17 protein-coding genes and 5 tRNA genes are annotated in these 23914 nt (G+C 56.7%); 3 read left to right on the top strand and 19 right to left on the bottom strand.

Annotated features, from left to right (window positions below; genetic code table 11):
* The 17 genes from HMPREF1992_RS02770 to map all read right to left on the bottom strand — a co-directional run.
* On the bottom strand, positions 1-8834 hold an 8834-nt coding region (locus tag HMPREF1992_RS02770; protein ID WP_021684290.1), incomplete at its 3' end, for a filamentous hemagglutinin N-terminal domain-containing protein.
* Positions 8835-9006: 172 nt separating this feature from the next.
* Positions 9007-10641, bottom strand: coding sequence for a ShlB/FhaC/HecB family hemolysin secretion/activation protein (locus HMPREF1992_RS02765; protein ID WP_021684289.1), 1635 nt, complete (start codon positions 10639-10641; stop codon positions 9007-9009).
* A gap of 353 nt (positions 10642-10994) precedes the next feature.
* The gene (gene rplL, locus HMPREF1992_RS02760) at positions 10995-11369 is read right to left on the bottom strand and encodes a 50S ribosomal protein L7/L12 (RefSeq protein ID WP_021684288.1); all 375 of its coding nucleotides are present in this window, start codon (positions 11367-11369) and stop codon (positions 10995-10997) included.
* A 44-nt stretch (positions 11370-11413) separates the two neighbouring features.
* A complete protein-coding gene (gene rplJ, locus HMPREF1992_RS02755) occupies positions 11414-11950 on the bottom strand; it encodes a 50S ribosomal protein L10 (protein ID WP_021684287.1) in 537 nt (178 codons plus the stop codon).
* Positions 11951-12245: 295 nt separating this feature from the next.
* Complete coding sequence (rplA, locus tag HMPREF1992_RS02750; RefSeq protein ID WP_021684286.1) at positions 12246-12929, bottom strand: 50S ribosomal protein L1; 684 nt, start codon at positions 12927-12929, stop codon at positions 12246-12248.
* A gap of 54 nt (positions 12930-12983) precedes the next feature.
* Positions 12984-13409, bottom strand: coding sequence for a 50S ribosomal protein L11 (gene rplK / locus HMPREF1992_RS02745; protein WP_006307104.1), 426 nt, complete (start codon positions 13407-13409; stop codon positions 12984-12986).
* A 40-nt stretch (positions 13410-13449) separates the two neighbouring features.
* The gene (gene nusG, locus HMPREF1992_RS02740) at positions 13450-14001 is read right to left on the bottom strand and encodes a transcription termination/antitermination protein NusG (protein WP_021684285.1); all 552 of its coding nucleotides are present in this window, start codon (positions 13999-14001) and stop codon (positions 13450-13452) included.
* A gap of 14 nt (positions 14002-14015) precedes the next feature.
* Positions 14016-14201, bottom strand: a complete 186-nt coding sequence (gene secE / locus HMPREF1992_RS02735) for a preprotein translocase subunit SecE (protein ID WP_021684284.1) — start codon at positions 14199-14201, stop codon at positions 14016-14018.
* Positions 14202-14213: 12 nt separating this feature from the next.
* Positions 14214-14363: a 50S ribosomal protein L33 gene (gene rpmG, locus HMPREF1992_RS02730; RefSeq protein WP_006307107.1), complete on the bottom strand. Its 150-nt coding sequence runs from the start codon at positions 14361-14363 to the stop codon at positions 14214-14216.
* A gap of 159 nt (positions 14364-14522) precedes the next feature.
* Positions 14523-14599, bottom strand: a tRNA-Met gene (locus HMPREF1992_RS02725).
* A 6-nt stretch (positions 14600-14605) separates the two neighbouring features.
* Positions 14606-14681: transfer RNA gene (locus tag HMPREF1992_RS02720), tRNA-Thr, on the bottom strand.
* 9 nt (positions 14682-14690) lie between these two features.
* Positions 14691-14766 (bottom strand) — tRNA-Met (locus HMPREF1992_RS02715).
* Between the two features lie 7 nt (positions 14767-14773).
* Positions 14774-14859: transfer RNA gene (locus HMPREF1992_RS02710), tRNA-Tyr, on the bottom strand.
* A gap of 17 nt (positions 14860-14876) precedes the next feature.
* A tRNA-Met gene (locus HMPREF1992_RS02705) sits at positions 14877-14952 on the bottom strand.
* Between the two features lie 122 nt (positions 14953-15074).
* A complete protein-coding gene (gene pfp, locus HMPREF1992_RS02700) occupies positions 15075-16337 on the bottom strand; it encodes a diphosphate--fructose-6-phosphate 1-phosphotransferase (RefSeq protein WP_021684282.1) in 1263 nt (420 codons plus the stop codon).
* A 90-nt stretch (positions 16338-16427) separates the two neighbouring features.
* Complete coding sequence (locus HMPREF1992_RS02695) at positions 16428-17696, bottom strand: DEAD/DEAH box helicase (protein WP_021684281.1); 1269 nt, start codon at positions 17694-17696, stop codon at positions 16428-16430.
* On the bottom strand, positions 17693-18565 hold the full coding sequence (map, locus tag HMPREF1992_RS02690; RefSeq protein WP_021684280.1) for a type I methionyl aminopeptidase: 873 nt from the start codon (positions 18563-18565) through the stop codon (positions 17693-17695). The genes HMPREF1992_RS02695 and map overlap by 4 nt, the downstream gene beginning before the upstream one ends.
* A 166-nt stretch (positions 18566-18731) precedes the next feature.
* Between map and HMPREF1992_RS02685 the strand changes: the two genes are divergently transcribed.
* Together HMPREF1992_RS02685 and HMPREF1992_RS02680 are read left to right on the top strand one after the other, a co-directional pair.
* Positions 18732-19577, top strand: coding sequence for a polysaccharide deacetylase family protein (locus HMPREF1992_RS02685; RefSeq protein WP_037358230.1), 846 nt, complete (start codon positions 18732-18734; stop codon positions 19575-19577).
* Between the two features lie 92 nt (positions 19578-19669).
* Positions 19670-19870, top strand: coding sequence for a hypothetical protein (locus HMPREF1992_RS02680; RefSeq protein ID WP_021684278.1), 201 nt, complete (start codon positions 19670-19672; stop codon positions 19868-19870).
* Positions 19871-19992: 122 nt separating this feature from the next.
* Here HMPREF1992_RS02680 and HMPREF1992_RS02675 read toward each other — a convergent pair whose 3' ends face one another.
* Positions 19993-21447, bottom strand: coding sequence for a sucrose-6-phosphate hydrolase (locus tag HMPREF1992_RS02675; RefSeq protein ID WP_037358227.1), 1455 nt, complete (start codon positions 21445-21447; stop codon positions 19993-19995).
* Positions 21448-21452: 5 nt separating this feature from the next.
* Positions 21453-23312, bottom strand: a complete 1860-nt coding sequence (locus tag HMPREF1992_RS02670; RefSeq protein WP_021684276.1) for a glucose PTS transporter subunit IIA — start codon at positions 23310-23312, stop codon at positions 21453-21455.
* Between the two features lie 195 nt (positions 23313-23507).
* On the opposite strand from HMPREF1992_RS02670, the gene HMPREF1992_RS02665 reads away from it, so the two are divergent.
* On the top strand, positions 23508-23870 hold the full coding sequence (locus HMPREF1992_RS02665) for a PTS glucitol/sorbitol transporter subunit IIA (RefSeq protein ID WP_037358224.1): 363 nt from the start codon (positions 23508-23510) through the stop codon (positions 23868-23870).
* The last annotated feature ends 44 nt before the right edge of the window (positions 23871-23914 follow it).

The following is a 23914-nucleotide window of genomic DNA, read 5'->3' as shown; positions in this document are numbered from 1 at the left end:
GTATCACCGTTCACGAGTCCCGTCGTCGCCGTCGCGGCATCAGCGTGGAACTTCGTCGTGCCGCCCGTATAAACTGCGGTACTGTTCTCCGTTCCGTAGATGCGTGTCTTATCTCCTGCACGCAGCGTGAGGTCACGCGGTGTGATGACAAAGCTGCCGTCCTCATAGGAAACATCATAGTTATTGGCATTTCCTACGCCGAAAACAGCACTGCCGATCATTGTCTTGAGTCCTGGCGTATCTGCATCCGTCGTGACGGCCGCACGCGGGTCAATCGTCTCCGTCACCGAGGAGATCGTATCGCCGTTCACGAGGTTTGTGCCCGCCTTGACACGGAACAGATTCGTGCCGTTCACATAGTTCGCTGTCGTGTTCGCCGTGCCGTAGATACGGCTCTTGTCGCCCGCGACAAGGGTCAGTGCACGCTTCGTGATATTGAAATGTCCGTCAACGTAGGTGATGTTGTAATTGTTTGCCGTCCCCGAAGAGAAGTGCGCGGCGCTCGCCTTTGTCCAAAGACCTGCCGTGCCTGCATTTGTCGTGACGGTTGCTGTCGGATCGATCGTCTCCGTCACATCGTCAATGGCATCGCCGTTGACGAGTCCCGTCGTCGCGGTTGTCGCGCCGACGTTGACCTTCGTCGTATTGTTGACATAGCCCGCTGTCGTATTCGCATCGCCGTAGACACGCGACTTGTCGCCCGCCGTGATGGTGAGCGGACGCTTTTTAATCGTCAGCGTCCCCGTGGTCGAGGTGATGTTGTAGTCCGTCGCAAGGCTTCGGCTGCCGGGTGCAAGAGCAGCACCGTTAAGTGTCATCGCGTATGTGCCAACACCTGTGCGCTCCGTAACCGGATTGCTGCCGTCCATTGCCGTAACCGAGTACTTCGCAAAACTGTCACCTGAGATAAGCGCCCCTGTATACGATGGCGCAGGAATCGTCACGCTGTCGTTCGGCGCACCGTAGATGCGCTCACCGCCCGGCGCAGTGAAGTGGATATCGATTGGTTTGATCGTCAGTTTGCCCGGCACGTATTTGAACTTGTAGTTGTTTGCCGTAAGCGTACTGTTTGACAAGCCGACCGTATACTCACCTGCATGAACAGCGCCCTGCGCATAGCCCGTTGTCTTTGATGCGTCTGCAATCGGGGTATAGGAAACAGAACCCGAGAGCACTCCCGGCGTTGCTGCCGTCTGACTGTTCGCGAAGTTTGTGAACGTAACGCCGTTCATACCTGTGTAATTGTGCGGATTACCATTATAGTTGACAGTCTCCGTCTTGCCCGTGACCGTGACGACGCGCGGCACGATGCGGTAGTCGACCGTGATCTTGTAGTTGAGGTCGTTGTGCCCCGTGTAGGTAATCTTCTCGCCGGCAATCGTTGAATTCGATCCGTAGATACGCGCACCTGCACGCACAGTCGAATCGGTCGCCGCGTTCGTAACCGTTCCATCCGCCGTATTGACGTCGGCATTGACGTTCGTATCCTGCGTCGTGCCGAAGTTATGCGTGCCCGAATCGATTACATGATCGCGGATGTAGTCAACCTCTGTCCTATCGAGCGCACGGCGCTTGACGTTGCCGTCGTCAACAATGTGGAAACCTGCCGTCGCGTTGAAGAATGCTGAGTTATCATCGCCGTAGACACGGGTTGAGTACAGCTTGAGTTCCGGCTGATACCTGTAGAACATGGCGTTCTGACCCGCAGGAACAGGGAAGGAGCTGCGGTTGTTGTAGTCCACGCCGTATTTGCGGAACTGGAATACAAGCCCGTCGATCTCGTTCTCGACGGAGTCCTCCGTATGAACAACATATCGCTGGCCGGGCGCGGTCTGGATGGCACTCGCGCCGCCCTTGTTCTTGAACGCGCCGCCCCGCGCTTCGATGACGACATCGGACGTACCCGTACCGACGATCTGCCCGCCGGGTGCGATCGTGACGTTGCCGCCATTTTTGTTTGTAATATTGATCGGAGCGTTATTGCCCGTGATCACACCCGTGACGTTCGTTCCGCCCTTCGTCTCGATCGAAACACCTGCGGCGGACGTGATATTGCCAAGGTTCTTGATCTCGTTCGGCCCCGTAAGGTTGACGGAGTTCGCCTCCACCTCGAGTGTCGGAACGGATTTCAGAACGCCCGTCGAGCTCACCGTACCGCGCGACTTGATGGCAAGTGTATCCGCAAGTCCCTCGGGCAGATCGACGTTGCCGACGGAAATATCGCCCGCATTCTGCCCGCCGATGCGGATCTTGCGGAAGCCCGTGCCGTCGGAGTTTTTCTGAAGGAGTCCCGTGCCGCTAAAGATGTCGGACGGCAGGCTGAAATCAGAGGAAGTCCCGCCTGTACCGAAATGAATGGATTTACCCGGCGTATAGGTATCAAAGGTCACGTCGCCATGACCCGTGATTTTACTATTTGTATGGGTCAGCGTATCCGCCTGAATGGTAACGTTGCCGTGCGTTCCCCCATTCGTGCTGTCCGCCGAAATGGCAGCATTGCTGAGGTCGACCTCACGGCTGGCGATGGAGTAATCCTGCCCGTTCGTCTTGATCGTCCCCGCAATATTGACACCGCCCGAGCCGCTCGTAATCGCCTGCTGGATGTTGACGCGGAACGGCGTGTCGATTGTGCCGCTCTGATAGAGGCGTCCGCCGCCTCCACGATCGCCGATGTTGACAATCTCATACTCCCAGAAGGTACGGTTATTGCCATCAAAATAACGATTGAGCAAAGAGAGCTTCGTCGGATCATCCGCACCGAGACTGATGTCCTGGTTCTGCGAGATCGGCAGAATGTTGAGCGCCTTCTTGCCCTTCATCTTGCCGTTGAGGTCGATCTTATCGGTCTTGAGCGTGAGTGCACCCGTATCCGTATCAACCTCGCTTCCCGCAGCGGTTGTCAGATCCTTCGATTCGAGCGCAAAATCATTGCCGTTCGTTCGAATGTTTGCCGAACCATCGACCGTCATCGATCCTGCGGTTTTTCCTGAACGAATCGTCGTCGGATCGACGAAGTTCAGATTGCCGCCGACGTTCGTCGCGCCCGTCGCATCGTCACGGCCAAGGTAGACATGCTTGAAGCCGTCCTTGATTTTATTCCCGCCGAAGAGGTTTGCGGGCAGATTCAACCCCGTGCCTGTCGTGCCGACATTGAGATTCGTCGCAGCATTTGCCTGCTGTACAGTGAGATTGCCCTTACCCTCGACCCCCTCCGTGAAGGTCATGGTATCGGCGGACAGCGCGATATCGCCCGCCGTACCGCCAGCTTCGCCCGACTTCACGCCCTTGATGGTACGCGAAGCGACAGGTGCACCTGTGGGCGTTGTAATCTGCCCAATGGTCAGCGCGTTCGACTTGACCTTGACGGAGAGCGCGTCTGCCGCAAGGGTACCGATTTCATTGTTCTTTTCGAGCGCAATATTGCCGCCGAGGAGTGCGAGTTTATCCGTCTTGATCTTGCCCGCCGTCTGGTTCGCCGCTGTCTTGGCGTTGACAACGAGCGTCTTGTTCGCTGCAAGCGTCATATCCCCCGCGAAGTTGATCGTATCCGCTTGGAGTGTCACGTCCTTCGCAAGAGAAGAATTTGCGACGTTGATCGTCCCCTGCGTACCGTTGCCGATGGCGTAATGTGTGAAACCCGAACCGAACACTGTGCCGAACTTCGCATCGGGCAGCAGGAGATCGCCCGTCGCCGTGTTGCCGAGACCGATGGTCTTCGTGCCGTCGTAGGTCGCGATGCCGAGCGTGCCCGTGCCGTTGACAGTGGCAGCCCCGCTATTGTCCATAAGATTCGCGATGCTGTTCGTATAGAGGTTCAGCGTGCTGCCCGTACCGACCGTCATCGCGCCCGCGCCGCCCGAGTTCTCAATCGAGCCGGTCTTGAGCGTCACGCGGCGATTATCGCCGACCGTCAGACCGCCCGTACCGATGGTGACCTTGTTCGTATCCTTCGTGCGGATCGTGACGCTGTTGTTCGCCGTGATGCCGTCGATCGTGACGTCACCCGTCGCCTCATTGCCGAGACTCAACTCGCCGAAATTACTGCCGAAAAGCTTTCCATTGAGCTGGTCGCCCGTGATATGGAGACCTGCGCCCGACGCATTGTTATCGACGGTCATCGCCCTGCCCGTGGTACGCGGAGCGAGGTCGAGCCTTCCGCTGCCCGTGATGTTTGTCGTATTATCTTCGCCTGCAGTTTCATTGACCTTATCGACATTGAGGGCGAGATAGCCCGCGCGGTCACTGCCGAGGTCGATCTTCGCGCGCGCGCCGAGGTCGAGTTCCGTTCCCGTTGCCCGCACATCCGCCTTGCTGCCGGAGATGGCAAGGGCGGCATCGTTGCCAAAAACGACCTTGCCTCCGCGCGAGTGCAGACGAACTTTCGCCTCGTCGCCCTCGACCTTGAATGTGGCATTGTTTTCAAGCGCGATTGCCTGCGCGGTGTTGACGTTGATGCCCGCGCCCTTGCCCTTGACGGTGACGCTCTTGCCGTTCTTTACGGTGAAGCCGCCAGTGATGACGGAGGCGGGGTCATGCCCCGTCTGCGTCGGATCTGCGCCGATCGTAAGCTTTGCGCCTTCCCCCTCAAGTTCAAGGTTTTCGCGAACCTCGACGCCGAGCTTGCCCGCCGCGTTGATGGACTTCTTGACCGTACCTTGATAGAAATAGACATGCTTCTCACCCGCGACGTCGAAACCGCCGAAGCCGTTGAGCGTGTCATTGATCGTGCGGTATGCAATGCGGAAATCTGCGGCAGGGGCATCTGCAGCATTGTCGCTGATATAGATGTCCTGCCCCGCTGTCGCGCCCTTCGCCGTGACCTTGCCATCCTTATCGCCGTTGATCTTTCCAAGACCAAGGTCGATGCCGCCAGAGAGGTCGAGTTCAAGATTCTTGACCGCGAGCGTATCCGACGCCGTCGGCAGAGTCGCCGCATGCGCCTTGATCTTCATGTCGGACTTGCCGTCCGCCCCCGCCTTCGTCGTGCCCGTCAGCGTGACGTCACCCGTGGTCTCGATGTCCGACGGCTTCTTGAACGTCGCGCCCTTGATATTGATGTTGCCCGTCTGCGATGCGCCGCCGATCTTGATGTCGCCGTAGGCGGCGTTGTTGATGTTCCAGTCGCCCGTACCCGTGCCGACATTGATGGTCTGCGACTTTGTCGCCTTTTCGAGCGTGAGCTTCTTGCCGACATTGACCTTGTTGTTCCCAAGGTCGAGATCATCGGCTTCGATTTTCGTGTCGTTCGTCGAGGTCAGCTTGCCCGCAACCGTGAGCTTTTTGCCCGTGTCAAGAGCAATATTCGTGGACTTTGTCTTCAGTCCGTCGACATTTGCCTTCGGCGTGACGGTACGATTCTCAACGACAGCGACCTGCATGTTCGTCTGATTCTTGAGCTTGAGATCGCCGTCCGCCATATCGGCGGCAATGTTCTGGATCGCATTCGGCTGCGTGCTGAGATCCATCGAGCCTTTGCCGAGGAGCAGCAGATTACCGACCGTGACTGGCGCACTCTGGGAAAGCCCATCGCCGAGCGTCGCGCCCGATGCCTCGGCATGGAGCGCGAGCGTATCCGTCGCCGCACCGTTGACCGCGCCCGTGATATTGATTTTTCCCTGCGTCAGGATGCTCGTATACTTAGGCATATTGCCCGCTGAAATGCCCGCGATGGTCGCCGTGCCGACATTGTCCTTCGTGCCGATGGCGACGTTGTAGAAATTACCTGCCTTAAGCTTGCCGAAACCTGCATCCGAGACGAGCGCACTCGGACTCGATCCGCCGACGGTGAAAGCACCAGCCGTCTTGGGCTGAATGGCAAACGTGCCCTTCGCATTGCTGTCAGCAAATGCCGCATTGTTCCAGTTCGTGACGCTGTCCGTCACCATCTTCATCGTTCCCGTACCCGCCGCAAGGTTTGCTCCCGCAGCAAAGTCCACGGCGTTCGCCTTGAACGTCGTGTTCTTGTTGCCCGTATTCGAGAGCGTTCCTGAGAACTTGAGCGTTGCGCCCGACTCGACCGTCAGCGGCGCTTTGACATCGGCTGTGCCAATCTCAACATTGCCCGTATTCGCGCTGCCAATCTGGATTTCGCCTGTGCCCGAGTTGATGAAATTGAGATCGGGCAGTTCGAGATCAGCGGCACTCGAAGAACCAACGGTGATCGTCTTGTTCGCCGTTTTCGTCTCAACCGTGACTTTTCCGTTTGCACTCGAAAGAGTGCCCTGCGCTCCCGTGGGGAGTGTCAGCGCATCCGTCTTGAGATTGATCGTGCCGCCTGCCGTCTTTACCTTGGCATCCGCTCCAAAGCTGACGCTTGCCGCTTCCAGGGAGGTGTTTGCCTTCCCCGTCGATTTTACCTCGGCATTCGCATCAAGGGAGAGCGCGCCGCTCGCCTTGAGCTTCATCGCGCCCGCGCCGTTCGTGATGCCATGTGCGCCGACCGTAAGATTACCCGCCGTCACCTCGATGTCCGCGCCGCCCGCTGCAGTTGTCAGCCCAGTTTCACCTCCAACGGTCAGATTAGCACCGTTCTTGAATGTCAGGCCTTTTGCTTTGCCGTCGAGCTTCGTGACGGCATGCGTTCCCGTGAGGTTCACTGTGGCATCTGCTGCATCGAGTTTGAGGGCGTCTGCCGTGATGACGCCCGCCCCCGTCATGGCATTCTTCGAGCCGAGTGTCAGCGCATGACCAGCAGCATTTAGTGCGCCGCTGACCGTCAGCGTGCCTGCACCCGTATACATTTCCAGATCTTCGTCCGCCGTCACGCCGTTTGCGATGATATTCGCCTTTTTCGCGGCATCGCCGACTGTGTTCTTCTTGAAGTTCCGAATATTGCCCGCAGACGTGAACGTATTGCCCGCGAGGTCAAGCCCGCCCGAGCCAGAGCCAAAGTTGATGGTCTTTCCATCCGAGAGCGTCCAGACCTTTGCCGAGCCACTCGGGTCGCTGTCGCCCGTGATCGTACCATTGAGGTCGATGCTGTCCGTGCGGAGTTCGACATTGCGCGTCGTGATATTCGATGCGCCGTCGATAGAGATGCCCTTGGCAAGAGCCGCATTGGTTCCCGTGGACTTGCCGATCAGCGTGACCTTACCCGTGCTCGCCGTAATCGTCGTGCCGGAGAGCAACACGCCCGCTGCATCTGCCGTCGTGCTTCCTGCGAGTTCGACATTGCCGCCCGCCGTGCCGCCTGCATCCGTGGTATTGATCACGGCATGATCGAGCGTGATGCCAGCCTCGCCCGCACTCTGCGAGTTGGCAAAGCCGACGCCGCTGTCCATGAGACCTCCGCCGATCTTGACGTCGCCGCCGAGCGTCGTGATGTTCTTTCCATTCGCAACGCTGACACGACCGCCTGCGCGATGGTTCGTATCGGATACGACATTCACATTGAGCTTGCCCGCCGTCGAAGTAATGTCGGCGTTGATATTTACGCTCCCCGTCGCCTTCAAGGTCAGCGTCACATCGCCGCCCGCCGTCTTGGTGATGGCGTCCTGCACAGTCAATTTGTAATCGTTGTTGCCGCTTGCCGTCTGCACCGTCGTCGACGTGCCGCCGTCCAAGGTGTTTTTGACGCTCTGCACGTCGATGAGCGTGTCCGACGCCGTTTCACTGCCCGTAAGGTTTCTGATGACGACATCACCGGGATCGATCAGCCATTCGCCGCCCTTGCCCGCTTCTGACGAGGCATCGACGCGACCCGTGATCTGCACTTTCGCGCCCGAGGTCTCGACGGCGCCGCCCGCGCCCGTGCCCTTGCCGCGTGCCGTGATCTCGCCCGCGAACTTCGTCATGCCGTCCGACCATACGGCGACCGTGCCGCCCGCACCGTCCTCTGACGTTGCATCCGCACGCACAGCCGCGCCGCGCTCAATCGTGACATTCTGCGCGTGCGCGAGGTCACCCGCGCCCTGCCAGCCGCCGCCGATCTCGACCGTACCGGCTACAGCGCCGCTCACGTCCGTCACGCTTCCTGCAGCGAGACGCACGTCGTTCGCCGTCATGCGCACCCTTCCCGCCGCACCGTCAAGGCTTGCGGCACGGACGATGCCCTCCTGATTGACCGCCGAGCGCGTCAGTGCATCGCCCGTCGCTGCAGACATGAAAACGAGGCCTCCGTCCGCTTCGACGAGACCTTTGTTCGTGACTGCCTGCTCAAGTGCCGCCGTGGTCGGCACAACGGACACCTTGCCATCGCCGTTAAAATCAATCGTCACGGCTTCACCCGCCGCAAGCACCGCTGCGCCCTTGCGCGCAACAATGACGCCCTCATTCACGACATCCTTGCCGAGCAGGGCGACCGTTCCCTCATTCTGAGCGACGAGAGAGGCACGATTGATAACTTTTCCGTCATTTGGTGTGCCGATAAAGGCATATTTGCCCGCCATAAAATCGGCATTTGTAATATTCATCGTAGACGCAAGAATCGAGCCGGCATTCACCTGAGCACCGGGTGCAAAGAGAACGCCCGCCGGATTCACGAGGAAGACACGTCCGTTCGCCTGCAGCGTGCCGAAGATCTCCGACGGATTGTTCCCAATCACGCGGTTGAGCAGTGCCGCCTGTGCGCTCGGCTGAAAAATATTGACACGTTCTCCCGCCGCGATATTAAACGAGTTCCAGTTGATGACGGCACTCTCCGTTGCCTGTCGAATCGCCATCTCCGCCTGCGTCTGCGCGATCTCTGCCGCCCCCGCTGCGACCGTTCCTCCCTGCGGCAGGGCGTAAGCCTCCTGCGCGCCACCGATCATCAATGCACCCGCAGCCAAAATGCCGACACCGCCGTGCAGACTTTTCCGCAGCATACTGCGACGCTGTTTCCTCATCATGCTCATGGTCTATTCCCCTCAATCAAAAATCATGTAACTGCTGCACAAAGTCTTTTTGACGCGTGCACCAGCTCTTCGTTTGTATTGTCCGGACGCTCAAAGCGCCCCTTCCACCGCTTACGCGGTCCCCCTCCCCCGCTCTGGCGGGGGAGGCTTTGCTATGCCGGTTCTTCGCCGTTCAGAAGAATTTATAAATCTGAAACCAGAATCGCCCGCTGCGGTCCGTATCCGAAACAGCATCCTCCGGGCCGATCTTCCATGCGTAATGTGCGCGCGCAACCCAGTTCGCCTGGTTGCTCCAGTTCACGCCGACGCCTGCGCCGTAGAGGCTGCGCCCCGCAGCTCCCACATAGCCCGCAGGAGCGTTGTGGTAGACATTTACATGACCGCCGTCGGCAAATGCGATCAGCTGCCATACATTCTCATCGCCCTCGCGTGTCGGCAGATTCCAGCGCAGCTCCGAAGTCCAGCGCCAGCCGTCGTCGCCTGATGCCTCGCCGACCGGATAGGCGCGTACACCATGCGGTCCTCCGAGCGAGAACTTCTCTGATGAATCGAGATTCTTCATCGCCCACTGCCGATGATAGCTCAGATAGAGGGAGACGCGTTCACTGACATGCTGAAGGCGTGTCAGTTCGAGATTCCACTTTCCGAAATGCCCTGCTGTCCGGGCCGTCCCTGCATCATATGCGCGCTGGCGTTCATCGTCAATCGAGAGATCTCCATGCGTATAACTTAGAGAGAACGTATTTTTTCCGCCCGTCCAAAAACGATCCAGACTGTCTCCATTGATGCCGTACACCCAGTTGCGTGCACTTTTCGGATTGTTGTAAGACATGCTCTTTGCCTCATCTTCAAGGCTCTTCATGTCAAAGCGAATCGTCCCATAGACGTTCACATCGCGGCTGCGCTTAAAATTATGCTGAAAGTGCAGGCTCAATGTCTCTGCCGTACCCGTATAGCCAAGCGCAGTAAACGCGCCGCCAAGCGAATAGTGCGAGCGCGCATAGCTGATGCCGACGCGCTCCCCCTGCTTTGCGATCGGTGTCATATACGATGCCGAACCGGACCACATGCCGCCGTTCGACACAACACCACCCACCGAGAGGAGATCTCCCTCGCGGAAGGGACTCGCATAGTTGACAAAGGCACTGTACTGATAGCGCCCCGTATGACGATAGCCGCCGTTGTCCACGCCGACATAGCCCCATGTGCGGTGCCCCTTATTCTTCACGTTAACGACGAGATCCGTCGTCCCCTGTCGGCTGCCCGCCTTGATCTGCGTATTCGTCTCGACGCGCGAGAGATCGTTCGTCAGCCAGACGCCACGATTAAGCGTACTTTTTTTCACAAGTTCGCCCGAGTCAATGCCGATCTCACGTCGAATCGCAGTTTCGTGGAGATAGGATGTATTATTTACAACAATGTTGTCATAGCGCCCCGGCACAATCGTGAAGTCCACGACGCCGTCTTTGAAATCCTGCGGCGCAAGATAGGCAAATGCAACAAAGTATCCCTTCGAACGCAGATACTTCGTGACCTCCTCCGCCTGTGCCTCGAGCTGCGTCAGCGTCGCCTCCGTATGGCGATGTGCTGCGAGCACATCGGCCAGCTCCGCCTCTGTCACCGGATTCTCACCCGAGAACGTATAGCGCGCGACCCATATACTCTGCTCTGCCGCTGCACTTGTTTCTTCGGCAGAAGCATGGAAAGAACAGACATTCATTGCAGCACAGAGCGCAATAAAAAAGGGCGCTGTGTGTCTTCCAACACGCTGCACACCTTCATACTTCTTATTCCTACGTTTCCTCATAGATTCACGGGCCTCCACCAATCTGATTGTATTCTTATCTTATAGAGATTATCGTTTATTTGCATGATATCTTAACACATACATGACCATATTCCTAGATTTATATGTTCTCTTTCAATGTTTTTTTCTCTAAGAAATCTTTTATAAAAGAGTGTTTATTAAATTGATGCAGATTTCTCGTCCAAACAAGCAGGCAAATTGGATCCATCACAAGAGCTGCGGAGAGGTCTCACTAAAAAGGTTTGGGCAAAAAGACACGCTGTGTGGCGGCGGTGGGTTTATCCGTGCTGCCACAAAATAAAAACCGCTCTCCCTCGCAGGAAAGCGGTTTCCAAAAGGCAATTTCGTCTGAATTACTTCAGCTCGACCGTTGCGCCGGCCTCTTCGAGCTTGCCCTTAAGCTCCTCAGCCTCAGCCTTGCCAACGTTCTCCTTGACCGGCTTCGGTGCACCATCAACGAGCTCCTTCGCTTCCTTCAGGCCGAGACCCGTTGCCTCACGGACAGCCTTGATGACGTTGATCTTCTTGTCGCCAGCGGATGCGAGAACGACCGTGAACTCCGTCTTCTCCTCGCCGCCCGCAGCCGCCGGAGCAGCACCGCCGACAGCAGCAACAGCAACCGGTGCAGCTGCGCTGACACCGAACTTGTCCTCCATAGCCTTGACAAGCTCGGAGAGTTCGAGAACGGTCATGTTCTCAATGGCTTCCAGAATCTGATCCTTGTTCATATCATATACCTCCAAAAAATGTAATTTCTCTTTGTAATTTATCCTTATGCGGACGCCTTCTGCGCACGCACTGCATCAAGCACATAGACGGCATTGCGGATAACGCCCTGAAGCACATTCACCGTGTTCGAGATCGGCGCATTCATGCTGCCCATGAGCTTTGCGATAAGCTCTTCGCGCGACGGGAGCGACGCAAGCGCCTGCACCTCGTTCGCCTCGATCACCTTGCCCTCAACGGTACCGACCTTGACGGACAGGATCCCCTTATCGTCGAGCTTGTTCTTCTTGATGTAGTCACAGATGACCTTCGCCGGAGCGACTGCATCCTCTGCCGAGTATGCAAAAGCCGTCGTCCCCTCAAGATGCGGGTCAAGCCCCTCGAGTCCGAGTGCATCGGCTGCGCGGCGTACCATCGTGTTCTTCACAACATGATACGTAACGCCTGCAGCGCGCAGTTCGCGGCGCAGCTCCGTATCCTGTGCGACCGTGAGGCCCTTATACGTCGTGAATACCGAGCCCTTCGCCGAGCTGAGCTGCTCTTTCAGCTTCTCGACGATGACTTCTTTCTTATGATCTGCCATGTAATCATTTCCCTCCCTTCTTGTCGCCGTTCATCTTGGCACATCCTTCCGTTCTCGCTCCCTCGCAACGTCCTCCACGCAGTTAACTGCGCGTCCGGTGTTCCTCCTTGCTCGAACAAAAATCTGCACCAATCTGGACGGCCCTTATTCTTTCGAATGAAAAATCTCCGGCTGCTCTACTGCCGGAGATGAATGTTCAAATTCACGTCCGGCCTCGGCAGGCGACAAAAGTCGTTAGATGCTCGCGCAAACCTGCTGTCTACAGCCCGGGGAAATTCCGTACGCTCTTAACGTCTTAGCTAAGCGCAACGGGGACGGCAGGACCCATCGTCGCCACAACGGTGATGGAGCGGATATACTGCCCCTTTGCCGCTGCCGGCTTCACGCGGATGAGCGTGTCGATGACTGCCTGATAGTTCTCGCGGAGCTTGTCCGCGTCGAACGACGCCTTGCCGATGGGGACATGGATGTTGCCCGCCTTGTCCGTGCGGTACTCCACCTGTCCAGCCTTGATCTCGCCAATCGCCTTCTTCAGATCCATCGTGACCGTACCGAGCTTCGGGTTCGGCATGAGTCCGCGGGGACCAAGTACCTTGCCGAGACGGCCGACCGTGCCCATCATATCGGGCGTTGCGACGGCGACATCGAAGTCGAGCCAGCCGCCCTGGATCTTCTGCACGATCTCATCCGAGCCAACGAAGTCCGCGCCGGCAGCCTCTGCCTCCGCGACCTTTTCGCCCTTGGCGAAGACGAGAACGCGCTGTGTCTTGCCCGTGCCGTTCGGCAGGACAAGTGCGCCGCGCACCTGCTGATCCGCATACTTCGGATCGACGCCGAGGCGCACGTGCAGTTCGATGGTCTCGTCGAATTTGGCCGTTGCCGTCTTCTTTACGAGTTCCATCGCCTCCTGCGAAGCGTAGAGCTTACCGCTCTCGATGAGCTTCGCAGCGTCTTGGTATTTCTTACCAAACTTTGCCATGAATAACTCCCTTCGTGGTCATAGCGGGCGCATGCCCTTCCACTGGACCGCAGATTAGTCTGTGATCTCGATTCCCATGCTGCGGGCCGTACCCTCAATCATGGATGTTGCCGCCTCAATCGACGCAGCATTCAGATCCGGCATCTTGGACTCAGCAATCTCACGCGCCTTTGCACGCGGAAGCTTTGCCACCTTCACCTTGTTTGGCTCGCCCGATGCCTTCTCAATGCCCGCCGCCTTCTTCAGCAGAACTGCTGCCGGAGGAGTCTTCGTGATAAAGGTAAAGGAACGATCCTCAAAGACCGTGATCTCAACTGGAATAATGAGCCCCGCCTGCTTTGCCGTACGCTCGTTGAAATCCTTGACGAACGCCATGATGTTCACGCCCGCCTGACCAAGCGCAGGTCCTACCGGTGGAGCCGGTGTCGCCTTGCCCGCAGGGACCTGCAGTTTTACGACACGCGCAACCTTCTTTGCCATCGACACATCACCTCCTTTCGGTGCGTATTATGTAGGGGAATCAGATCAGTTCGACCTGATCGATTTTGACATCCAGCGACTTTCCGTCCACATCGACCTTCACACCCATGCTTGACACATCGATCGACGTGATCTTGCCTGCGTAATCCTCGAATGCGCCCGAGATGATGCGTACCGTATCTCCAACGTTCACCTTCGTACGGCGCTTCGGCTCCCCGCCGACCGAACCTGAGAGAATGCGCTCCGCTTCCTCCGCTGTCAGCGGAATCGGGTGCTTCTCTGAGCCGACAAAGCCCGTAACGCCTGTCGTGTTGCGAACGACATACCACGAGTGTTCATCGACGATCATATCGATGAGCACGTAGCCTGGAAACACTTTGCGCGGAACGATCTTTTCCTTGCCGTCCTTCATTTCAATCTCGTTCTCCACGGGGACAACGACGTTGAAAATCATCTCGCTCATGCTCGCCGAGTGCATGAGGCGCTCAAGATTCGCCTTGACCTTATTCTCGTAGCCCGAGTAGGTGTGAATAACATACCACGCCCGGTGCGGGTTGGCCTGTCTGAGATAGATTTCTTCCTTATCTGCCATGTCCCTCACCCAGTCTAGTAGTGCAGTATGATCTGAAATACACGCGCAAAAATCGTGTCACAGATCCAGATCAGTGCGCAGACGACAACGATGGCAATACCGACGACACCTGTATAGGTGACGAGTTCCTTCTTCGTCGACCACGAGACCTTCTTCATCTCTGCGACAACTTCCCGCAGGAATTTGACTATTTTTCCCATGACAGAGAGCGCTTACTTCGTCTCTTTGTGCGGCGTGTGCTTACGGCAGAACTTGCAGTACTTGCTGAACTCCAGACGATCCGGATTGTTCTTCTTGTTCTTGTTCGTGCGATAGTTGCGGCTATGGCACTCCGTGCACTCAAGCGTAATGTTGTTGCGCATGAATATCAACTCTCCTCAATGAATTCTTGTAAAATGACTCTTACCAATTTATCATACTTGGAAAATGCTGTCAACGTATGCAGCCCATTTTCTCGTGGAAACACCGAAGCGTCCCCTTAAAAGCATAAAAGAACCCCCGTATCGGGGGTAGCATTCAAATGGTGGCGGCACAGAGATTTGAACTCCGGACACTGCGGGTATGAACCGCATGCTCTAGCCAACTGAGCTATGCCGCCGTTATATGGAGCTGATGACCAGGATTGAACTGGTGACCTTATCCTTACCAAGGATACGCTCTGCCGACTGAGCTACACCAGCGCACAGACTTGGTTGCGGGGACAGGACTTGAACCTGTGACCTTCGGGTTATGAGCCCGACGAGCTACCGACTGCTCCACCCCGCGATAAAAGTGGTGGGCAGGGATGGATTCGAACCATCGTAATCCGAAGATGACAGATTTACAGTCTGTTGCCTTTAACCACTCGGCCACCTACCCATGATATCTATGCAATTTGGTTGCGGGGACAGGACTTGAACCTGTGGCCTTCGGGTTATGAGCCCGACGAGCTACCGACTGCTCCACCCCGCGATATTTGCTTGCGCATTGCGCTAACAAGTCGTTATTATACGGCAAAGCCTGCCCCTCGTCAATACCCAAAAATAAAAATGGAGCAGAAAATTTCTACTCCACCATGTCTTTGATCCGATGCGCTATTCGTCAGTATCGCCATCAAACAGATAGGCGTAGCGCTCCTTGAATTCTTCATGTGTCATGCGATAGGCATTTGCAAGCCCTGGATCCTCGAGATCCCCTTTCTCAAGTCGCATCATAAAGCCGCGTGCAATCTGATAGTGTACGGAGTTGATATTGACCTTGCGCACCTTTGTCTTGCCCGTCTCGGGGTCACGGATCTCATCGAAGCGCATGGGCACCGCTTGATTGTCCTGAATCGTGATGATCGCACCCGAGTCGCCGCTCATGAGGAACTTCACCGCCGAGTAGCCGAGCGAGCGGCAGTAATCGATGTCATACGCGATCGGCGCCGTGCAGCGCAGCTCGTAGCCGATCTCCTTGTCGATGACAGTGATGCCGATGCCGAGCTTCTTCGTCTCGGCGAGCACTGCCTGCTTCAGGATTTCGCCGAAGTCGAGTTCGCTGTAGCGGATGTGTCCGTGCTCATCCGTGACAACATTGCCAAGCTTTGCGAAGTCCTCCTCGGCAATCTTCTCGATGACGCCCTCTGCGATGACGGCGACGCCGTAATTGCGCCCCGTGAGGTAGCGCTTCACGATCGAGCCGGTGATGACATCGACGACCTGCTGCAGCGGAATCTTGTCCTGTGAGAACTCCTCCGGGATAATGGTGATCGCCGCGCCCGCGCTGCGCCCCATGCCGAGCGCGAGATGTCCCGCTGTGCGTCCCATGGCGATGGTGAAGTACCAGCGGTTGTTCGTCGTACTCGCATCCTCCATGAGGTTCTCGATCTCCATCGTACCGAATGCACGCGCCGTCTCGAAGCCGAATGTCGGAACGCCCTCGGGCAGCGGGAGGTCATTGTCAATGGTCTTGGGAACGTGAACGACGTTGATCGTACGCCCCATCTTGCGGGCGTATTCAGAGACTGCCATGGAGCTGAATGCTGTGTCATCCCCGCCAATGGTAACAACGTGGGTCACACCGAGCTCGGTGAGGGTCTCAACAACGGTTCGAAGATCAGACTCCTTCTTCGTTGGGTTAAAGCGCGACATCTTGAGGATGCAGCCGCCTGTCAGATGGATGCGGCTGATGTTCGCGGGTTCGAGGCGCACATAATTCTTCTCGCCGCGTGCGAGCCGCGAGAAGCCGTCATAGATGCCAAGTACGTCCCACCCACGACGTGTCGCCTCACTAGTAACCGCGGAGATGACGCTGTTGATGCCGGGCGCAGGTCCGCCTCCGCAGATAATTGCAATCACATTCTTGATACCAATCATGAAATCCGCCTCCTCTTTTGAAGTCGCCTATACTATTGTATAAATTCGACGAGGCGGATTGTTTTCCTTCTATAAGAAATATTTTGATTATCAGTGTTTTCGGCTGCGGCGACCGATGTTCGTGACGGTCTTGCCGGACTTCTTGCCGCGCTGCTTCGGCTTTGTTTTTTTCGATATTGTCCGTTTCGGCTTTCCCCGACGTTCTGTCTGGTTCTGGCCTTCCACTGCCGCGCGCGTGGGACGCATTTTTTTCTTTACAGTGTCACGCCGCAGACGCTCCTTGAGGGCCGCCTCCATCTTGCGCAGTTTCTCATGCTGATGCGCTGCGACGAGTGTAATCGCCTTGCCCTGCGCACCCGCACGTCCTGTGCGTCCGATGCGATGGATGTAATCCGTGACGGTCGGCGGCAAGTCGTAGTTATAGACGTGGGTCACGCCCTCGATGTCCAGTCCGCGTGCGGCGATGTCGGTCGCACAGAGAATTTGCAGCTTTGCCTCACGAAACTGACGCAGGACGAAGGTGCGCTGTGTCTGGGTGAGATCGCCGCTGAGCGCATCGACAAGATAGCCGCGCTGCGCAAGTTCCATCATGAGGCTGCGCGTGCGCTCCTTTGTTGCACAAAATACCATCGCAAGATACGGTGCCTCCTCATTGATGGAGGCACAGAGGCGATCGAGTTTCGTCCCTTCGCTCACAGAGAGAACAATCTGCTCGATATTTTCGAGGGTGGTTGTCTCTCCCTCAATACGAATATGTGCCGGATTCGTCATAAAACTCTTCGTCAGGCGCACGATGCGCTCGGGCATGGTCGCAGAGAAGAGTGCGAGCTGATAGTCCTGCGCCGTGTGCCGAAGCAGTGTCTCTACGTCCTCGATGAAGCCCATCTTAAGCATTTCATCCGCCTCATCGAGGACGATCTTATTCACACTGCCGAGCGTGAGCGTCCCGCGCCGCACATGGTCGAGCAGACGCCCCGGTGTGCCGATGATGAGCTGCGGATGACGGCGCAGCTTCTCCTTCTGCCGCTCGATATCCGCGCCGCCATAGATGACGATTGTTCCGATGCCAAGCTCTGCGCCCAGAGGCTCCGCTACGCGTGCAATCTGGATCGCAAGTTCGCGCGTGGGCGCGATGACAAGTGCCTGTGCTGCCGCCCCCTGCGGCTTTATCTTTTCAAGAATCGGCAGAAGGAAGGCGAGTGTCTTGCCCGTTCCAGTCTGCGCCTGCGCAATGACATCGCGCCCCGCACGCAGCGGTGGGATTGCCTGCTCCTGCACAGGAGTCGGCTCTGTGATCCCTCGTGTTTTAAGACAGGTGACAAGCGTCTCTGATACACAAAGCTGATCGAAATGGATCATGATGAAAGCACCTCTGCGCCATTCTCCGTGATGAGGATGGTCTTTTCCCACTGCGCCGAGAGCGTGTGATCCTTCGTCCGCACCGTCCAGCCATCCTCTTTGTCCACGATAACATCGTAGTCGCCCGCGTTGATCATCGGCTCGACTGTAAACACCATCCCCGGAACCATGAGCATTCCCGTGCCGGCCTCGCCCTCGTGCGGGACAAAGGGCTCCATGTGAAAGTCCTTGCCGACACCGTGCCCGCCAAGTGCCGTGACGACAGAGTAGCCGTTCGCGTGCGCCCAGTCACCGCACGCGGCGCTCACATCGCCGAGGAAGTGCCACGGCTGCGCCGCTGCAATGCCGCGTTCCATACATTCCTTTGTTACCTGCACGAGGCGCTCCGCTGCCGCCGGCACCTTGCCAACGAGGTACATACGCGACGCGTCGGCATAATAGCCGCCCAGAATGACGGTCGAGTCGACGTTGACAATGTCTCCTTCCTTGAGGACATCCTTCTTCGACGGGATTCCATGACAGACGACATTGTTGATCGAGGTGCAGATACTCTTGGGAAACCCCTCGAAGCCGAGGCACGCTGGAATCCCGCCGCGCTCAACAATGTAGTCATGAGCCGCACGGTCGAGAGTCTCTGTATCGACACCGGGTGCGACGAGCGTCTCCATCAGATCGAGTACGCCGTCATTGATGGCAGCGGCACGGCGAATCCCCTCAATGTCCGCCGCGTTGTTGATGATCTTGCGCGGCGGACGTACCTGCCCCTTGATAACATCATAACGAATGGAAGAGATGCGCTCGTCAAAATCCTCATGGCATTTCTTGTATTTCTTTCCGCTGCCGCACCAGCATAGTTCGTTTCGATTCATTCCTTTCCCCCTTTTATAATAGATGTCACTTCTGCATTATAGCCCCAAAAGGTATTTTTATCAAAGGTTTTTCAGCGCGTACGCTTCCATATCGATTCTCTTGACATGAAGCACACGATAGGCTACACTAATTGCGGTATTTATTCTGATAAAGAAGGTAATTTACGTGAAACTCTCGTACAAGCGATTCTTGCTGTCTCTGCTCTGTATGGTTTCTTTGCTCATCGTTGCTGGCTTTATCCAGATACGTACGGCGACCGGCATCCCTGTTCTCAATTATCATCAGGTCGAACCAAAGGATGGCAACCCGCTGACGCTCTGGCCGGAGCAGTTCGAGGCACAGATGGAATATCTTGCGGCCGAGGGCTATACGACGATCACGATTGATGAGATGATGGACGCTCTTGAAAATGGCACATCGCTCCCGGAAAAGTCCGTCATCATCACATTTGACGACGGTTATGCCGACAATTACGAGTACGCCTACCCGATTCTCAAAAAATACGGATTCAAGGCGACGATCTTCCTCATCTACGACTTCACAAACACCTATCCAAACTATTTGACGTGGGATCAGGTCGCAGAGATGAAGGCCTCTGGCCTTATCCACTTCGAGAGTCATACGATGACGCACGCGAATCTCGCAGAACTGACCTCCGTTGATGAGCTGCGTCATGAGATTGCGGACTCGCACGACCTTCTTTCAGAAAAACTCGGCTACGATATGCACTACATCGCTTATCCCGGCGGCCGTGTCAACGAAGAAATTGAGCGGATTACGAGTGCGGCCGGATACCGTGGCGGCTTCACTGTGCACTACGGACTCTCGACACCGGCAGAGGGGCGTTACCAGATGGATCGCATCCCCATCTTCGGGGCCAATATGCACACGCTCACCCGTTTTAAACTGCGTCTAGCATTTGCACCTCTCATCGCACCACTCGAAGATTTACGGTTGGATCTCCGTACATGGGGGCTGTCCTGGATTGCTGACTGGATGCTCATCCCCTAAGGCGCTTTCAAAATTACAGTTTAAGATTATCTCAACCCCCAAAAATATGGTATAATGTGTTTGTTGTTTATTGTGCTTAAGGAGGGCTTTTCATGGATTTTGAAGCGTTGGTCAAGGCAAAATTTGACGAAGCATATCATTCGTCGGAACATCCGAAGAAATTCTTCCTCACGGAAAACGGGCGCGGCGTTGTCGACGGCGGTGAAATGTATAATACACTGCTTACTGACGTGCTCAACGTTGTACAGAAGGCAATCGTCGGCATTCTGAAAGACAGCCATCATGCACATTGACATTGGGTAGAGAGAAAACCGTTGCACACATTTGGTGCAGCGGTTTTTTACGTATGAGCCAGGCCCCATACACACATGCAAAAGACGCGTCCACATCACAGCGAACGCGCCTTTTGCATAGATTAGACAGCCTCGTAGTGGAATGGCTCCAGTTCCCATACGACACCGGAGATCTGTTTCATATCCACATCAGAGAAGATGCGCAGCGCCGGACGAATATTCTTCTCCGGGAAGAGGGCAATGGTCGCTGCCTCCTCACCGTGCTGGAAGAATGCCTCCACTGCGCCGTGGTCGATATACATTCGCAGGGAAAGACGCTCCTCGACGTAGAGTTTGAACATACGTGTCCCGCGCCCGCCGAGCTTCATGCCCGTGCGGTCGATGGTCATGGCCTGTTCGAGACGGTTGTAGCGGAAAACGAGTTTTTCGAGGCCGAAGACCAGCTCCACGGAGACGCTGTACGCCTCTCCCATCGTCAGATCGAGGATGATCTCCGTGAGATCGTAGAGGGTCGCGGAGAACTCGCTCTCCCCCTCCGCCTCGAGTGCACGCTCCGTCTCACGGTGGCGCAGAGCCTTCAGCTCGCGTACCGGCTCAGAGAAGATATGTCCCTGCCGGAGCGTCAGTATGCGCGGCAACGTCAGACTGTGCATCCAGCCCTCCTCCCGCGTCGGATACTCCTCCTCGCGATCCGGCATCCCCATCCACCCGATGAGGATGTGGCGCCCCTCATGTATCAGAATCTGCGGTGCATAGAAGTCAAATCCATGATCGAGTTCCTTGAAGCGCCCGTGCATGAGGATCTCCATCGCATCCATCGAAGCATGCCCCGCGATATAGCCCGCCTGATAGACGTTCTGTCGGTCATAGGCACGCGCCTCCACGCCCTGCGGGCAGAAGACAAGCACATCGCTGTCGCCGAACGAGAGGAGGTTCGGACACTCCCACATATAGCCGAAGTCCTTCAGCTGCGTCCGCAGCTCCCCGAGGCACTCCCAGCGGATCGGAGCCTCGCGGTAGACGAGCACACAGCCGCGCTCATCCTCCGTCTGCGCACCGATGACGAGGTGGCGCACGCCGCGCCATTCGAAGAGGTACGGATCCCGAAAATGTGCCGTGAAGCCTGTGGGCGGACCATCGATGATGATTTCCTCTTTTTTCACCGCCCCCGCCGCTTTTGTAAACGTACCAAAGCGCTGCGCAGAACTGCGGTTGCCCTTCTCGTCCTTCGCGTTGCACGTATAGAGGACGCGCAGGTGCCCATCCTCCTCCGTGCCGCAGCCCGAGTAGCAGCCGTCCTTGTCGTGCGCGTCCGTCGGCCAGAGTGCGAGCTGCGGAACGGTGTAGGTGCAGAAATCACGCGTCTTCGTATGTGCCCAAGACTTGTTTTTATGCGCGCAGCCGTAGGGATTCCACTGATAGAAAATGTGATATGCGCCGTTGTGGTAAGCCAGACCGTTCGGGTCGTTGATGAGTCCGAACGGCATCTCAAGATGAAAGCGATTGTGCCATCGATGCGTGAAGGGAAATCCCTCTGCAAGCTTTGCATCAATTTCCCGCTTGTCAAAATTCTCCACAGTGCTCACTCCTCGGGACGGAAGAAGGTGAAGGTCAGACCGAATGCAACGCCGAAGCCGACGGCGTTGACGAGAGTGTATTCGGCGAGGTGATCAAGATAGAGCAGCGTGCCCGGCAGCACCGTAATGCCCATGCCTGTGCCCGCGAGGTGCAGGAAGCCTGCTATCCCGCCCGCGCATGCGCCGCCGACAAGGCCGTAGATAAAGGGCTTCATGAAGCGCAGATTGATACCGAAAATCGCCGGCTCCGTGATACCAAGGAAGGCAGGTACCGCCGAGGAGATGTAGAGAGCGCGCTTCTTCGCATCATGCGTACGTGCCGCCACTGCGACCGCCGCACCTCCCTGTGCAACGATCGCACCTGTGATGATCGCATTGAACGGATCCACGCCAGTCGAGGCGAGCAGCTGGACCTCAAGCGCGTTGAAGACATGGTGCACGCCGAACACGACGATAACCTGATGCACGGCGCCGACGATGAAGCCGCCGATGCCGTACGGGAGTTCAAGGAAGGTACGCACCGCACCGAAGATGCCGATCTCAAGTGTGTGCATGATGGGTCCGATGATGAGAAGGCCGAGCAGCATCGAGACAAACAGCGTCAGGAACGGTGTCACGATGAGGTCGATGATGTCGGGCACGAACGTTTTGAACCACTTTTGCAGACGCGCGGCAAAGATGCCGAGCACGAGCGCGGGCAGCACCGAACCCTGATAGCCGACAACGGGAATCGGAATCCCGAGAATTTCCATCGAAAGGGGTACAGCATCGCCCGCCGCGATCGCATACGCGTTTGGCAGCTGTGGTGCCACGAGCATGAGTCCGAGCACGATGCCGATAACGGGTGTGCCGCCGAAGCGGTTCATCGTCGACCAGCAGACGAGCGCGGGCAGGAAGGCGAATGCCGTATCCGTGAGGATCTGGCTCATGCGGACGAGGTTTTCGCTCATCTCGATGCCGAGGCTCTGCGCCGCACCGCGCAGACCCATGAAAAGACCGGTTGCAACGAGCACGGGGATGATCGGTACAAAGACATCACCGAGCGTGCGCGAGACCTTCTGCAGCAGCGTCATCTGATCGTACGCCTCCTGCTTGCTGTTCACCGCGCCTACGAGGTTCGTCCCCGCGACAAACGCCTCAAAGACCTTGTCGACGAAGCCCGTACCGAGGATGATCTGGTACTGCGCGGCGGCAAAGAACTGCCCCTTCACCCCGTCGATGTTCTCGATCGCCTTCTCGTCGATGATCGACTTGTCGTTCACGATGAGGCGCAGACGCGTCGCGCAGTGCTCGGCGCTGCGGACATTCCCTGCTCCGCCGACATGCTTCCAGATCAGCTTTGCGACGCGCTCCTCCTTCGGCAGATTCGGATCGATATCATCGTCCACAGGAGCCTTTTCCCCTGCCTTTGCTTCCTCTGGTTCGTCGCCGCCGGAGGAGATCTCCGCATCATCCAGCGTAAACGTGATCTTGCCGTAGTCCGCCGCATTCGTCACGAGTACGGGCGTCGTCGTTTCATACCCCTCCGCACGAATCGCCTCGGGGTCGAACTCAAGCAGAAGCTGCCCGCGCTTTATGGTATCGCCCTGCGCCACGTGCGCCGTGAAATGTTTTCCCTCGAGTTTGACCGTATCCACGCCGACGTGGATCAGGAGATCCATCCCATCCGTGGAGTGAATGCCGATGGCGTGCTTCGAGCCAAAGAGCACCGTGACCTCGCCGTCCACCGGCGACACAACGCGCCCCTCCGGATCCGCAATCGCCGCGCCGCGCCCCATCGCCCCGCTCGCAAATGCCGGATCCGACACCTCCGAGAGTGGGACGAGCCGTCCCCGCAGTGGGCTGTCAATACGAATATCCTGCATATGAGGTCCCCCCTACTAAAACGATCACGTTGGAATCTTCCCCTAATTGATTCCGTTGAGTAAAAGTGTACTAATTTCCTTTTTGCTTGTCAATGGACGCAGACGACGAAAAGATTTTACAACGAGTATTCCTTGTGGTAGAATATTTTAAGGAATTGTTGGGAAATTCAAATCACCACCTGGGGAGGCATTATGATGAATGTAAAATATGAAGTCACGGTCACTGCCATTGGCAAACTGGCGCGCAAGTTCCTCGAGACGAATAACAGTGTCATCCTACTTGACGAAGGTGCGCATCCGAACCTGGCGGAGATGGTGATTGAGCACACCCCCGGTGAGCTGGTGGGAGATATTGCATCCGGTGACACGCTCTCAATTGGCAAGCAGAAATACAAGGTCGTACGCGTTGGGGAGAATGCAAACGACACGATCCGCGAAAGCGGTCACTGTACCCTGCTCTTCAATGCAAAGGGCTCCATGCCTGGTCAGATCGAAGTGGAAGGTACAACAGCCCCTTCTCTTTCACAGGGTTTGAAATTCTCCTTTGCAGGAAAATAATCGCTATCGTAAGGGGCTGTTGCACGAACGCCCCTATCGGCTCG

It is taken from the genome of Selenomonas sp. oral taxon 892 str. F0426, assembly GCF_000468035.1.
Classification (GTDB): Bacteria; Bacillota; Negativicutes; order Selenomonadales; family Selenomonadaceae; genus Centipeda.
This window is presented reverse-complemented; position numbering and strand designations above follow the sequence as displayed.

Coding starts and splice junctions, on each gene's coding strand:
- HMPREF1992_RS02765 (WP_021684289.1), bottom strand. CDS start 10,641: ATGAGGAAACGTAGGAATAAGAAGTATGAAGGTGTGCAGCGTGTTGGA.
- rplL (WP_021684288.1), bottom strand. CDS start 11,369: ATGAACAAGGATCAGATTCTGGAAGCCATTGAGAACATGACCGTTCTC.
- rplJ (WP_021684287.1), bottom strand. CDS start 11,950: ATGGCAGATCATAAGAAAGAAGTCATCGTCGAGAAGCTGAAAGAGCAG.
- rplA (WP_021684286.1), bottom strand. CDS start 12,929: ATGGCAAAGTTTGGTAAGAAATACCAAGACGCTGCGAAGCTCATCGAG.
- rplK (WP_006307104.1), bottom strand. CDS start 13,409: ATGGCAAAGAAGGTTGCGCGTGTCGTAAAACTGCAGGTCCCTGCGGGC.
- nusG (WP_021684285.1), bottom strand. CDS start 14,001: ATGGCAGATAAGGAAGAAATCTATCTCAGACAGGCCAACCCGCACCGG.
- secE (WP_021684284.1), bottom strand. CDS start 14,201: ATGGGAAAAATAGTCAAATTCCTGCGGGAAGTTGTCGCAGAGATGAAG.
- rpmG (WP_006307107.1), bottom strand. CDS start 14,363: ATGCGCAACAACATTACGCTTGAGTGCACGGAGTGCCATAGCCGCAAC.
- pfp (WP_021684282.1), bottom strand. CDS start 16,337: ATGATTGGTATCAAGAATGTGATTGCAATTATCTGCGGAGGCGGACCT.
- HMPREF1992_RS02695 (WP_021684281.1), bottom strand. CDS start 17,696: ATGATCCATTTCGATCAGCTTTGTGTATCAGAGACGCTTGTCACCTGT.
- map (WP_021684280.1), bottom strand. CDS start 18,565: ATGAATCGAAACGAACTATGCTGGTGCGGCAGCGGAAAGAAATACAAG.
- HMPREF1992_RS02680 (WP_021684278.1), top strand. CDS start 19,670: ATGGATTTTGAAGCGTTGGTCAAGGCAAAATTTGACGAAGCATATCAT.
- HMPREF1992_RS02670 (WP_021684276.1), bottom strand. CDS start 23,312: ATGCAGGATATTCGTATTGACAGCCCACTGCGGGGACGGCTCGTCCCA.
- HMPREF1992_RS02665 (WP_037358224.1), top strand. CDS start 23,508: ATGAATGTAAAATATGAAGTCACGGTCACTGCCATTGGCAAACTGGCG.